General features: G+C 48.1%; 14 protein-coding genes and 1 pseudogene. 6 read left to right on the forward strand and 9 right to left on the reverse strand.

The window, feature by feature from the left end; translation table 11 throughout:
- Positions 1–85 precede the first annotated feature (85 nt).
- From MJO57_RS21285 to MJO57_RS21300, 4 genes are all read right to left on the reverse strand, one after another.
- Positions 86–748: a hypothetical protein gene (locus tag MJO57_RS21285; RefSeq protein WP_252018559.1), complete on the reverse strand. Its 663-nt coding sequence runs from the start codon at positions 746–748 to the stop codon at positions 86–88.
- The gene (locus MJO57_RS21290; RefSeq protein WP_252018561.1) at positions 720–1,409 is read right to left on the reverse strand and encodes a transposase; all 690 of its coding nucleotides are present in this window, start codon (positions 1,407–1,409) and stop codon (positions 720–722) included. The genes MJO57_RS21285 and MJO57_RS21290 overlap by 29 nt, the downstream gene beginning before the upstream one ends.
- Positions 1,410–1,626: 217 nt before the next feature.
- A complete protein-coding gene (locus MJO57_RS21295) occupies positions 1,627–3,285 on the reverse strand; it encodes a transposase (protein ID WP_252017470.1) in 1,659 nt (552 codons plus the stop codon).
- Positions 3,251–3,406 carry a hypothetical protein gene (locus MJO57_RS21300; protein ID WP_252018563.1) on the reverse strand — a complete coding sequence of 52 codons (156 nt, stop codon included), beginning with the start codon at positions 3,404–3,406 and terminating at the stop codon, positions 3,251–3,253. The genes MJO57_RS21295 and MJO57_RS21300 overlap by 35 nt, the downstream gene beginning before the upstream one ends.
- On the opposite strand from MJO57_RS21300, the gene MJO57_RS21305 reads away from it, so the two are divergent.
- Together MJO57_RS21305 and MJO57_RS21310 are read left to right on the forward strand one after the other, a co-directional pair.
- Positions 3,405–4,919, forward strand: coding sequence for an IS66 family transposase (locus MJO57_RS21305; RefSeq protein WP_252017330.1), 1,515 nt, complete (start codon positions 3,405–3,407; stop codon positions 4,917–4,919). The genes MJO57_RS21300 and MJO57_RS21305 overlap by 2 nt on opposite strands.
- Before the next feature lie 388 nt (positions 4,920–5,307).
- Positions 5,308–6,425 (forward strand): IS3 family transposase gene (locus MJO57_RS21310; RefSeq protein WP_252027047.1). Its coding sequence is split into 2 segments (ribosomal slippage): positions 5,308–5,539 and positions 5,539–6,425, totalling 1,119 coding nucleotides; the frame shifts between segments, so codons are not numbered across the junction.
- On the opposite strand, the gene MJO57_RS21315 is transcribed toward MJO57_RS21310, so the two are convergent.
- Entirely contained in the window at positions 6,426–7,202 is a 777-nt protein-coding gene (locus MJO57_RS21315) for a hypothetical protein (RefSeq protein WP_252018565.1), read from the reverse strand.
- A 75-nt stretch (positions 7,203–7,277) separates the two neighbouring features.
- On the opposite strand from MJO57_RS21315, the gene MJO57_RS21320 reads away from it, so the two are divergent.
- A complete protein-coding gene (locus MJO57_RS21320) occupies positions 7,278–8,705 on the forward strand; it encodes an IS4 family transposase (RefSeq protein ID WP_252018566.1) in 1,428 nt (475 codons plus the stop codon).
- A gap of 7 nt (positions 8,706–8,712) precedes the next feature.
- Here MJO57_RS21320 and MJO57_RS21325 read toward each other — a convergent pair whose 3' ends face one another.
- Positions 8,713–9,042 carry a hypothetical protein gene (locus MJO57_RS21325; RefSeq protein WP_252018568.1) on the reverse strand — a complete coding sequence of 110 codons (330 nt, stop codon included), beginning with the start codon at positions 9,040–9,042 and terminating at the stop codon, positions 8,713–8,715.
- 452 nt (positions 9,043–9,494) lie between these two features.
- Positions 9,495–9,707 (reverse strand): hypothetical protein, encoded by a 213-nt coding sequence (locus tag MJO57_RS21330; protein WP_252018570.1) that lies wholly within the window; start codon positions 9,705–9,707, stop codon positions 9,495–9,497.
- Positions 9,708–9,757: 50 nt separating this feature from the next.
- On the opposite strand from MJO57_RS21330, the gene MJO57_RS21335 reads away from it, so the two are divergent.
- Positions 9,758–9,928: a hypothetical protein gene (locus MJO57_RS21335; RefSeq protein WP_252018572.1), complete on the forward strand. Its 171-nt coding sequence runs from the start codon at positions 9,758–9,760 to the stop codon at positions 9,926–9,928.
- A gap of 547 nt (positions 9,929–10,475) precedes the next feature.
- A complete protein-coding gene (locus tag MJO57_RS21340; protein ID WP_252018574.1) occupies positions 10,476–11,435 on the forward strand; it encodes an ISL3 family transposase in 960 nt (319 codons plus the stop codon).
- A 96-nt stretch (positions 11,436–11,531) separates the two neighbouring features.
- Here the strand turns inward: MJO57_RS21340 and MJO57_RS21345 are convergent, their stop codons facing one another.
- The gene (locus MJO57_RS21345) at positions 11,532–11,696 is read right to left on the reverse strand and encodes a hypothetical protein (RefSeq protein ID WP_252018575.1); all 165 of its coding nucleotides are present in this window, start codon (positions 11,694–11,696) and stop codon (positions 11,532–11,534) included.
- A 173-nt stretch (positions 11,697–11,869) separates the two neighbouring features.
- A pseudogene (locus MJO57_RS21350) lies at positions 11,870–12,178 on the reverse strand (transposase); the annotation flags it as partial.
- Positions 12,179–12,245: 67 nt separating this feature from the next.
- On the opposite strand from MJO57_RS21350, the gene MJO57_RS21355 reads away from it, so the two are divergent.
- On the forward strand, positions 12,246–12,698 hold the full coding sequence (locus tag MJO57_RS21355) for a winged helix-turn-helix domain-containing protein (RefSeq protein WP_256491809.1): 453 nt from the start codon (positions 12,246–12,248) through the stop codon (positions 12,696–12,698).
- Positions 12,699–12,709: the final 11 nt, after the last annotated feature.

Below are 12,709 nucleotides of genomic sequence, written 5' to 3' on the forward strand. Positions count from 1 at the left end.
GTTTTGCGTTCAATTATCACCCTTTAGGTAAAGCAGGGCTCCACAGCACTCTGTGTTATTCGTCAAGTCGGCAATCTTGGACTGATCAGCTGCAAATCGGCGGAGGCTTCATGTCCAGCCTGTTGCTGATCTCCAACAGCCATCCAAGATCTGCAGCCGTTTTGACGAACCACAATGTCCACTTTTTACCGCTATAGGTTAACCGGCCCACTGACCGGATCACTTTCCTGATCAGCGGGCGAATACCATGTCTTCTCTCTTTCTCTGGCAAAGCCTTGTACTGCAAAGCTCTCAGTAAAATCTGTGCCATTTGACCACAGGCGTAAAAAGCCTGATTGGCGTGAAATGAGCGACAGGGTGGATGGTGCAAATCCAGATCAATCAGTGGACCTTTCTGGGCATTCTCCTGCCCCTGCTTCTCCCGGTGGCGACGCACCAGTTCTGCCAACGGCAGATCAGAGCGGCTGACCAGTATCACTGAGTAGCGGGGCACTGCCAGCCACTGTTTTCCGTCATGCCAGCGGCGGGTCACGACATACGTCTGCTGACGGTTCCACCCGGCAGGCTGGTGATAAGACAGGATCGCCTCTTCTGTGTTGTCACTGCGGATAGGCGTCCAGGCACTTTTGGGTAAACCCTCAATACAATCGAGTACTGGACGGCAGTAGTTGTCATTGGTGACGCTGATAGAGAAGTCCCACGGACGGGCTTCAAACCATTCACACAATCTGTTTTCTGTAGTAGGCATTGTCCATTCTGGCCCAAACGGGGATGTCGTCACTCACCAAAGGCACGACATCATTCTCAAGCTGCTCTTGCCAGCCATAACAAACGTCAGAAGCCCCCGGGTTGAGGCGGGCACTGGCCCACAGGTGCCCGATAAAAATACTGTGGAGCCAGTACTGCCGACTGCCGCTGTAGCCGACTTTAGCTTCCTGAAACAGATGGCCATCCACCTCAATCTCCGTTCCATCAAGAAAGATCGGAAGGTAACTTTTCTCCTTAACGACGTGTTCAATAACATCGGGGGCTACCTGTCGGCAGAGATCACGAATAACGCCGTACAACGCCTTCACAGAATCGGCCTTGAACCGGGAAAGATACTCTCCCATTCGCCTTGAGCCTCTGACATCTTCGAGACCAAGCAGACTGACGGTTGGCCTGTCTTTTTGCAGAATATCCATATCAGAAAGGTGTCCGTTACCCGCACAGAAGTTGTAAATCAGTCCCAGCATGCTGTCTTTATCATCACAACCTCGGTTACGTTTTTTGAGCTGGATATGGGTTGATAACTGCTCAGGCAATTTGAAACGACGGGCAAGGCGGGCGATAAAAAGAGCCCCAGCCATACCGGTTAGTTTAGCGTCAGTGAATTCGATCTCGATTTTTTCAGGCTTGGGAATTATCATCGTACTGCGTCCCTGTGTTGCACCTCGCAGGTGCTTCGTTATTTGCACAGGTATTTTACCTGAATAGCACAGAGGGCGCTCCTTCCAGCCGACACAGCCTTTCATTTTCAAATCATTAAGCGGGACTTAAGGTGGCTAGTAAAAAACCGGGAGATTGAGATAAGAAATGTTGTAACTGTTCAGCACCCCCACATAAATCTGGAATTTTCGTAATTTCTCAAAAACTGCTGGCAGCACCACACGGAAGATGACGTGAAGCCTCCTCAATCAGGTTACTCAATCTCGGAAATAACCCATCGCCCATTAGTCGGCTTTTCAGATAATCCCAAAAAGAGAGACCATACAGGCGACACGTTTTTTTCAGGCTGGCAAAGGTGTCGCGACATTGCCGCCCCAAATCGCTTCGCGTCCCACTACTGATCTTTCGTCGTTTAACATATTCTCGTATCTGACTCTCGCTCAGGTTGTTGTGCAGCGGTAAGCTCGGGTCATCCAGAACCAGTAATAGCTCTTCCTTGATTACAGCCAACCCTGACAGAGCATCCTGAAGAAGCCCACTGCACGTTTGGGTTTGGATCAGCGCCTGGAACCCCTGTCGTACTTTTATTGCCTTTTTTTCAGTTGGCTCTGTCTTGAAGTCTTTAAGGTCATCGTAAATGGCCCAGAACCATGTCCGAAGCCATTTCTGAGCCATGGCCTGCTGATCATTGACCGGATGAACTTTTGCCAGCCCTCGCTCTGCATGTATCCAGCACTGGCTGTGTTTGAAAACGTCGAACTGCCTTGCCCCATCACTGAAGGTGGTAAGATGTCCTGCTCCATGCTGTATCAGGCTGCCATAAATCATGGCTTCACTGGCCTGCTGGCGCCGTCTACCAGTTAGTCTCAGGTCTTTCATACATTCTTCCCAGGCTTCATGGCTCAGGAAGGTGACGCCTCTGTATGGATTAAGAACGCGTAGCCACTTTTTGGGGTAATCCAGTTTTTCCAGATAGATCAAGGCATCGTCGGTGAACGTGTAAGTTGACCATGGGCGGTGCAGTAGGCTTACGAAATTTTCCCGGCTTTTGCTGTCTGTGCTCTCGAACCAGGCAAAGGACTCGTTATTGATGATGGTGCAGTAACCGTTCTTCCCCTTATGCCTTGTTCCCGTGTCGTCTGTCTGGATATAACTTGAACAGCGAATACCTGTAGTCAACAGCTCATCTTTCTCAGCATGGAACTGCTCGTGTCCTTTCGTCAGAAGCTGGCTGAGTTCCCCGCTGGAAATAGAGATTCCAATGTCCCATAGCCAGTCCAGCAGTTCTGGCTGGGTAACGGAGCAACCATGATACTGGTGCAGAACGTAGGCCTGCAGCATTGGCCCGTAATGATGTCCATGAAGGCTGGCTGGCGGTTTGGCCGTAATGGTTTGTCCATCGGGTGTCACCCATTGCTCTAAAAGATATTCAATACTGGATGTTTGTATTGTCAGTTCCTGAACATGAAAAGGGGTGGTTCCATTCCTGATTGATCCCTCCGGAACATCAGTGGCAGCAATGGGTATGGATTTTTCCGCCGATGGCTTTCGGGGCTGTTTACGCTGCTTTCTGGTTTTCTCGTTGGGCTTCTTAACCTTCTGCTTTGACGAGGTGTCTGGGCTGGCTCCATCGTTACCCTCAGGAGCGGATGGATCTCCATCAGGGCTGCCGGTGTCATCATCGGGAGGTTTGGTGTTTGGTTTGATGTCAGGCTTTGCGGGCAGTTTTTTTAGACGACGAATCTCTGCTTCAAGCAATTCTATCTGCTCTTTGAGCTGAATGATCTGCTCTTGCTGCTGAGTGATGAATCTCAGTAGATCTTCAGGTTGTAACTGCTGGTGTTCTAGAAAAGCCATGGTGAGAGGATAGACGACTGACCGAAATTATCCTGCTTCCAGCACTTTTTGAGAAATTACGAATTTTCTGATTTTTATACCATCCTCTTAAGCACCATTTTTCCACAATATTCGCCAGCATGATTCCAGAACTACCCGCAACTATGTCGGCTGAGATTCTCTTGAAAGAGAATGCAGAGCTGCGGATGAGAGTTGCCTGTCTGGAAGAGCGATGTCGAGAATTGGAAGAAAAGGTTGGCAAGAACAGTCAAAACAGCAGCAAGCCGCCATCGTCTGATGGTTATCAAAAACCTTGTAAAAACAGTAATTCTCCAGATCATTCTGACGACCTTTCCGCAGATAAAGGTACCGATCCATCGGATGAAAAACCCAATCCTAAAAGTCTGAGACAGTCTTCTGGTAATAAAGCCGGTGGAAAGAAAGGGCATCAGGGCACTTGTCTTAAACAGGTCGATATCCCTGACTATATTGAGTACCTTCCGGTTAAAGAATGCAATAAATGTCAGGCGTCTCTTCTTGATAGTGAGCCGGTCAAATATATTGAACGACAGGTGTTTGAACCAGGGAGACCGGGTGAATTTGAAGTAACGGCCCATAGAGCTGAAGTAAAAATCTGCACTTGTGGTTGTCGGAATCAGGCTGAATTCCCGGAAGGTGTTACCGCTGCCGCACAATATGGCTCAGCCACACAGGCTATGGCCGTCTATCTTAACCAATACCATTTCCTGCCTTTTAAGCGCGTGTCAGAGTATTTTAATACTCTCTATAAAATGAGTGTAAGTGCAGGCACTGTCGCCAATTTTGTGGCCAGAACCTATGAAAATCTGGCTTCTACTGAAGAGGTTATTCGTGACGCCTTGCGGGAATCGTCTGTTGCCGGAGCCGATGAAACGGGTATGCGGGCCGAGGGCTCTTTGCACTGGCTACACGTTATGCGGGATGAACAATGGACGCTCTACTACTTGTCTGAAAAGCGAGGTCGTGAGGCCATGGACACGATGGGCATACTGCTAACATTTGCAGGCGTTCTGGTTCATGATCATTGGAAATCCTATTTTGCATATGCGGCAACTCACGTACTTTGCAATGCCCATCACCTGAGGGAGCTTTTGGGTGTTGTTGATAGGGACAGCAATCAACTGGCGTTGCGATTGATGAAGCTACTGAGGCTTTCCTGGCATTACTGCAAGGGCTTTAAGACCATAGGTATGCTACAGATGCCAAGTGTTGTCTGTGAACGAATCGAGAAGATTTATGACCGGTTGCTTCAGCGGGCTCTAATGAAAGAAGTCGTCTATATGGAGAAGCAACGAGAGGAGCTTAAGCGCAAGAAAGTCAAGAATACTAAAGCTTACAATCTCTTCAAACGACTCACTGAGTTCAAGGCTGAGACACTGCGCTTCATGTCAGATTTTACCATTCCCTTCGATAACAATGGCAGTGAGCGGGATGTTCGAATGGCCAAGTTAAAGCAGAAAATCTCAGGCTGCTTCAGGAGTGCAGACGGTGGTTCTATGTTTGCACGGATTCGCAGCTATTTGTCGTCTGCCAGAAAACAGGGAATGGACATATATCAATCACTTCATAGAGCTGTTCGGAATTACTGTAATATGCCTTTGCTCAGTGCTGAATAGTTACGAAATGTTTATATTTCTGAAAGAAATTAATTTTTTTCGGTCAACTAACCCGAATGTTTCATAAACGCTGCTACAACTCGAACGGCTGATGTTTTTTTGAACAAACATGGCCTGCCAAATCGTAGCAGCGTATTTTTCTGCATTGATATTGCGTCCCGCCATGGCTTTATGTCAAAAAACATAACGATTTAGCTGACACCAGGCGCACCGAACCCTCAACCTCCTTCAGCTGATCCAATAAAACGCCTCCCCAACCGAAAAGCTGTGAAGTGGTTTAATGACTTAGGACACCTCGTTAAGCACAATAGTGCAGTTAGTGACGAGGTAGAAAGTGACAAAGCAGCGTAAAAATTATTCTCCGGAATTCAAGCGTAAAGCCATTGCCATGGTAGTGGAGCAGAAGCAGGCTGTAACAGAGGTTGCCAGAAGTCTTGGTATCAATGATGGCAACCTGAGACGCTGGATACGGGAACAGGATGAAAAAAAGGAAATGTCTTTTCCAGGCAAAGGGCAGCAAGCTTTGACGCCTGATCAGCAGCGAATAAAAGAGCTGGAAGCTGAAAACCGCCAGTTGAAAATGGAACAGGAAATATTAAAAAAGGCGACGGCCTTCTTCGCGAAAGACCTGTTGTAAGATTTGCATTTATACAACAGGAGAAGGAGGCCTATCCGGTGCAGGTGCTCTGTAAAGTAATGCAGGTTGGGCGCAGTGGCTTTTATCGCTGGCAGAATCAACAGGAACATCAGAAGGACTCTCTGGCCAAGCAGTTCCGCCTGGAGTCTGATGCACAACAAATTTTTATCGACTCCGATCGCTCATATGGCAGCCGGAGAATGGCAAAAGCCCTGCAAGGCAAGGGTTACAATATTGGCCGCTATCAAGCAGCAACACTGATGAAGCGCTTGGGACTGGTTGTGAAGTATGCAAAAAAATTCAAGGTGACGACGAATAGCAAGCATAAGCTTCCGGTAGCAGAAAATCTTCTGAACAGGGAGTTTGCTGTCACAGAGGCAAACAGGGTCTATACGACTGATATCACTTATCTATGGACTCGCGAAGGCTGGCTGTATCTGGCAGTGGTTATGGATCTCTATTCCCGGAAGATAGTAGGCTGGTCAATGGACAAGCGTATGACCACAGAGCTGCCGCTGGAAGCCTTGAGAATGGCGTGGTGGAGTCGTAAGCCTGGTTCGGGAGTGCTTCACCACTCAGATCAGGGAAGCCAGTACGCCTCGCTGGACTATCAGGCTCAGCTCAGGGAATACGGCATGATATGCAGTATGAGTCGTAAGGGAAATTGCTGGGATAATGCGGTAACGGAGCGATTTTTTGGCAGTATGAAACGAGAAAGGACTGACCATTATATTTTCGAAACAAGGGCAGATGTTGAGGCGACAGTTGTTGATTATATTTTGTTCTACAACAACCGCAGACTTCACTCTTATCTTGGTTACATGAGCCCTGTGGACTTTGAACAACAAGAACTCAGGAAAGCGGCTTAATCAGGTGTCCATTTTTACTTGACCACTACAAGCCTGATTGGCGTGAAATGAGCGACAGGGTGGATGGTGCAAATCCAGATCAATCAGTGGACCTTTCTGGGCATTCTCCTGCCCCTGCTTCTCCCGGTGGCGACGCACCAGTTCTGCCAACGGCAGATCAGAGCGGCTGACCAGTATCACTGAGTAGCGGGGCACTGCCAGCCACTGTTTTCCGTCATGCCAGCGGCGGGTCACGACATACGTCTGCTGACGGTTCCACCCGGCAGGCTGGTGATAAGACAGGATCGCCTCTTCTGTGTTGTCACTGCGGATAGGCGTCCAGGCACTTTTGGGTAAACCCTCAATACAATCGAGTACTGGACGGCAGTAGTTGTCATTGGTGACGCTGATAGAGAAGTCCCACGGACGGGCTTCAAACCATTCCACAACCTGTTTTCTGTAGTAGGCATTGTCCATTCTGGCCCAAACGGGGATGTCGTCACTCACCAAAGGCACGACATCATTCTCAAGCTGCTCTTGCCAGCCATAACAAACGTCAGAAGCCCCTGGGTTGAGGCGGGCACTGGCCCACAGGTGCCCGATAAAAATACTGTGGAGCCAGTACTGCCGACTGCCGCTGTAGCCGACTTTAGCTTCCTGAAACAGATGGCCATCCACCTCAATCTCCGTTCCATCAAGAAAGATCGGAAGGTAACTTTTCTCCTTAACGACGTGTTCAATAACATCGGGGGCTACCTGTCGGCAGAGATCACGAATAACGCCGTACAACGCCTTCACAGAATCGGCCTTGAACCTGTCTCTTGATCACAAATAGCTACCTTGTTCTATCATTTCTCACTGATAAAACAGGTCATGCTTCCACTTTCTCCTAAACCATGGTCAGAACTAACTTTTGGATGTGCTGATTTGGGCGATACTCGACGTACAAAACGACTTGTCAAAGTTGCTGCCGAGCTTTCAGCTCATACCGGTAATTCTTTGTCATCTTCATGCGAAGGTTATACCGCACTGGTAACTGGAGCTTACCGGCTGATTGAGAATGAGGCCGTAAAGCCTGAAGCAATAGCTGAGGCAGGCTTTCAGGCAACTGCCAAAATAGCGAGACAGTCTCGCCTACTTCTGGCTCTCGAAGATACAACAACCCTGGGTTATAAACATGCTGTCAGATCCGAGCTTGGTGATCTTGGAGGTCCTGAAGGCTCTAAAACCAGAGGATTCCACGTCCACTCTGTCTTCTTGGTTGATGCGGATACAGAGCGAAGCATTGGGCTTATTGATCAAGAACGATGGGTTAGAGAGGACGTTCAGCGGGGGAAAAAGAACCAACGTCGTCAGCTACCTTACGAGGGAAAGGAAAGCTTTAAGTGGCAAAGAGCCTCTGAAAACACAGAACAAAGGATGGGGGGTAAAATGCCTGACATCATCAGTGTTTGCGACCGGGAGGCGGATATATACGAATATATGCACTACAAACTGGATAACCGACAGCGGTTTGTTGTAAGAGCTACACAAAACAGAATCCTGGTGGATGGCGAACTCTTATTATTTGATTCCTTAGCTCAGGCTGAAGTGTTGGGGAAATATACGATAGTGGTTCCTCAAAAAGGAGGTAGAAAGAAGCGAAAGGCAACGCTGCAGGTCAAAAGAAAGAAGATGACAATACAGGCGCCGCAAAGGCCAGGCGGCAGGCCGGAACCGGTAACTATGAATATTGTGTCGGCTGAAGAGATTGGCAATGACTCCGAAGACCGTTTGCACTGGGTACTATTGACAACTGAAGATATTGAAACATTCGAAGACTGTCGCTCTATCATTCGATTTTACGAGCTCCGATGGCGAATAGAAGAGTTCCATAAGGCTTGGAAATCGGGAGCAGGAGTAGAAAGGCTTCGTCTGCAATCTCCGGATAACATTGAACGACTTGCGGTCATATTAATGTTTGTCGCTGTCAGACTAATGCAAATCCGTGAAGCATTAATGTTACCGAATGACAGGCAGCACAAAGACAGAAAGCTTTGGAGTGAAAAAACACTCGCGAATGAGGTGGTCAGTGATGATGAATGGCAGGTTCTCTGGCTAACCTATGAAAAAAAAGCGTTGCCCGATAAGCCGCCAACAGTCACTTGGCTGCTTCAAACGATTGCTCGGCTTGGTGGTTGGGGTGATTCAAAGCATACAGGGCAGCCCGGCTGGTTAGTGGTATGGGAAGGCTGGGCGAAATTGCAGGATCGGGTAAAAACCTGGCAGATAGCCCGGCAGTTCAGCGCTGGAGAGATGTGATCAAGAGTCAGGCCTTGAACCGGGAAAGATACTCTCCCATTCGCCTTGAGCCTCTGACATCTTCGAGGCCAAGCAGACTGACGGTTGGCCTGTCTTTTTGCAGAATATCCATATCAGAAAGGTGTCCGTTACCCGCACAAAAGTTGTAAATCAGTCCCAGCAGGCTGTCTTTATCATCACAACCTCGGTTACGTTTTTTGAGCTGGATATGGGTTGATAACTGCTCAGGTAATTTGAAACGACGGGCAAGGCGGGCGATAAAAAGAGCCCCAGCCATACCGGTTAGTTTAGCGTCAGTGAATTCGATCTCGATTTTTTCAGGCTTGGGAATTATCATCGTACTGCGTCCCTGTGTTGCACCTCGCAGGTGCTTCGTTGTTTGCACAGATATTTTACCTGAACAGCACAGAGGGCGCTCCTTCCAGCCGACACAGCCTTTCATTTTCAAATCATTAAGCGGGACTTAAGGCTATGAATAAGAGACCTTGTTTCCAGCAGTACTTCTGCCCCGGCTAATTTCCACCTCATTCCTGAACTGCATAGCCGTTGTTTGACCAATGTCTTACATGGTCTTACATGCTGCTTCTGTGACTCCGGAACCGATCGGCCAGTTGTGCTCCAGAGCCTCTTGGTACTTCATTAAGTGATGATTGTTGGTAAAGTAGGTCACTGCCTTGTAACGCTTTTCTATCAGTGCCGTCGTCTTTTTCGGGAGTTCCGCTGATTCAATTTCCTTCAGTATTTTCCTGGCCGCACCGCATGTGTGTTTCAAGTTATGGAGCCTATCTTCTAACCAGACCTTCTCCTGGCTTTACTGTCCGGAAATAATGCTTCTGCTGCCCCGGCCAAGTATTCCGAGGCATGATAAAAATCGAGTATCTGAGCAGAGGTATGCTTCATCAGATAGCGCCAGTTTTCTTTAGCCCCATCAGCGACCCCCACATAAGTCGCTTGTGGATAAAGGCGTTTTAGTTTTGCAATCTCTTCGTCCAGTTTGCCCATAAAGCTTTGCTTGCCATATCATATTCAGGTGAGCTGGCGGTATAAATAGTGTGCAATCGATCACCATTGGCCGAGTAAAGACTCAGGGTTCCACACATCGCTTCTCTCCAGCCGTGTTCACAGAGCAACATGCAGGTGCCATCCAGACCTATGGCAATGGTTTCGACGGGTTCTGGCAGGAGCGGCAAGTCATATTCGATGTCTTTCTGGTCTTCAATTAATGCACCTACCCTGTCGGATAAATGCTTGATGCTTGATATACGAGTTAGACAGAGTTCTTTGATGGTTGGTTGCAGAGTCTTCTTTAACAGCAGGAGCGGGCATCTGACTGTATTTCCGGGGCTTTTACAGGTTGGCGGATGAAAAGTGAGGGGTTGCAACAGAAATAGCCTTCAGAGGAAGATTGATTTGTAAGGATCAAAACTTCTGAAGGATCAGACATGTCTGCAACCCCATCACTTCGTCCTATGTTCGCATTTCCTGGCTGGGTAATCGAGTGAATTGATATTGACTGGAATATCAAACATGCCTTTGTCCATCTCCGTCGGGATGGCCGTATACAACACGTCAGATGTAGTAAGTGCGAAACACCTATGGGGCAGATGAAGACAAACGATCGAAGCGTTCAGGATCTGCCACTGGGGACTCTTCAGGTAAATCTTCTCTTCACTGCATTTCAAGGGCGTTGCTCTCGTTGCGGTAATATAGAAACAGTCACGCCTCCGGGGCTTGCACCTAAAGCTCAAGCAACAGAGCGACTTAAAAGGCATGTCAGCCATCTATGCCGCTATATGCCATATGCCATGTGACAAGGTTCCTGAATTCATTGCTATCTCTGGCGGCACCGCTCGTCGCTGGGATAAAGAGATGCTCATGAAGATGCTGCCTGCACCCAAGCGGGATGGTATTCGCGCTCTTCTTATCGATGAAAAATCCATTGGTAAGGGGCATCATTTTTTAACCGTTGCTCTAAATGCTGATACCGGTGAAACGCTGTTCCTTGGTGAAGGAAAAAAGAAAGAAGTTCTGGATCGGTTCCTTTCCAGTCTGACAGAAGAACAAAAAGCAAGCATTGAATGCGTTGGTATTGACCGTGGTGGAAGCTATCAGGCTTCAGTGAGAGAGCATCTGCCAAACGCCGATATTGTATACGACAAGTTTCATATTATTGCCAATTACAACGATGTGATTGACCAAATCAGGCGCAGGGAGTGGCGACAGGCAGAAGAAGAGGACAAGCCGTTTATCAAAGGGCAACGCTTTAACCTGTTCAGAAATCCTGAGAATTTAACACCAAAAGGGCAAAGTAATCTGAAGGAGTTGTTAGCCATGAATGAGGATCTCAATCAGGCATATATCCTGAAAGATATGCTAAAACAGCTATGGACGTACAAATATAAAGCCTGTGCCAGAAAGTGCCTGGACAACTGGATAGCACTTGCCAAAGAAACAGGGATATCCGAGTTAAAGAAGTTCGCCAAGGGGTTAGACAGAGCTAGAGAAGGGTTACTGTCATACTGCCAGCATCGTATAACCAGCGCGAAAATCGAAGCCTTCAATGGGGTTATCAAACGGATCATCTATAAAGCATGCGGTTACAATGACCTTGATTACCTAGTTCTCGTCCAAAAACTCTGCAGCCTATGCGTGCCAAGGCTTAGAGGGAAAAAATCAAGTTTTGTTTTGACGCCTTTTTCAACCAGTTTTCGGGGGCTACAGCGGAGTTGATGTGATTTTCCTGTAAATTCAGAGCACGTCAAATCTCTGTAGGCTACGTGGCCCAAGGGCTATAGTTTTTGGATGGGAACTACCTATATTTGAAAATTAGACAGGAGGCTCTGAAATGATCAGCCAACCTGTAAAAGCCCCGTATTTCCAAGCGAGTGTTTTGGCAAACTTGGGGGTAGCTGAGCCGACAATACCGGTGCGAAGATCAAGAGGCGCCAGCGTAACACCACCTCTGACCCCCTGATAAACAGAACGTTCCATAGGCACACATCCATACATGGTTTCATATCGCTTCAGCACCTTTCCCTTGTAACTCCACTTCTGCTAGTTTACGACAATGGGGTCTTTGTTGGGTGGTTCAAACAGTTCAAGCAACTCTTTTGTTCCGTAAGCGCCAATTTAACCAACGTCATAGCCAACCCCAGTGAATCGGCTTATTCTTGAGCCTCCTTCACGGCCCAGGGCAGAAGCTGCTCCAGTTTCTCAACGGTGTCCGCATAAGGAAGCTCTTTTAAAATACGGTTCAGGTAATCAAAAGGCTCCAGGTTATTGGCCTTGGCGCTTTCAATCAGGCTGTAGAACAGGGCGCTGGCCCGGGCTCCTTTTGGGGTATCGGCAAACATCCAGTTCTTGCGGCCAATAGCGAAGGGGCGGATGCTGTTTTCCGCTGCGGCATTACTGATGTCCAGGTGGCCACTCTCACAGTAAACGACGAGTTTCGGCCATTGGTTCAGTGCATATTGATATGTGCCAAAGCCTCCCACAACAAAGTTGAGTAGACTGTCGCCTCTTTCAGGGGGGCGGCAGTTTATGAGTAGAGTTGATGGACGCAAGCTAAGCCACACTGTTCGCGAGTCTATTCGCATAGAGGCTATTCAAAAGTGGTTGGATGGTGCTGATGTCAAAGAAATTTCAGAGATATACAGTACAGATCACACCTGCGTATATGACTGGATCAACCGTTATAAAGAAGGTGGGTTTGAGGCATTAAAGACCAGACCATTTGGGGGCAGACCTCCCAAACTGTCGGATCTGCAAAGGGCAGAGCTTGCTGAGATACTTCTGATCAAAAATCCTACCGACTTCGGATTCTACAAGGCAATGTGGACTCGTGACATTGTTGCCGCCATCATCAAAAGTGAGTTTGGTATCACCATGCATCCGGCTGCTGTTGGCAAGATGCTTAAGAGAATGGGCTTTTCTCCTCAGCGTCCGGTACGCAAGGCATGGCAACAGTGTAAAAAAAAGTCCATGACTGGCTGACAACTCGTTAC

It is taken from the genome of Endozoicomonas sp. SCSIO W0465 (genome assembly GCF_023716865.1).
Taxonomy (GTDB): domain Bacteria; phylum Pseudomonadota; class Gammaproteobacteria; order Pseudomonadales; family Endozoicomonadaceae; genus Endozoicomonas.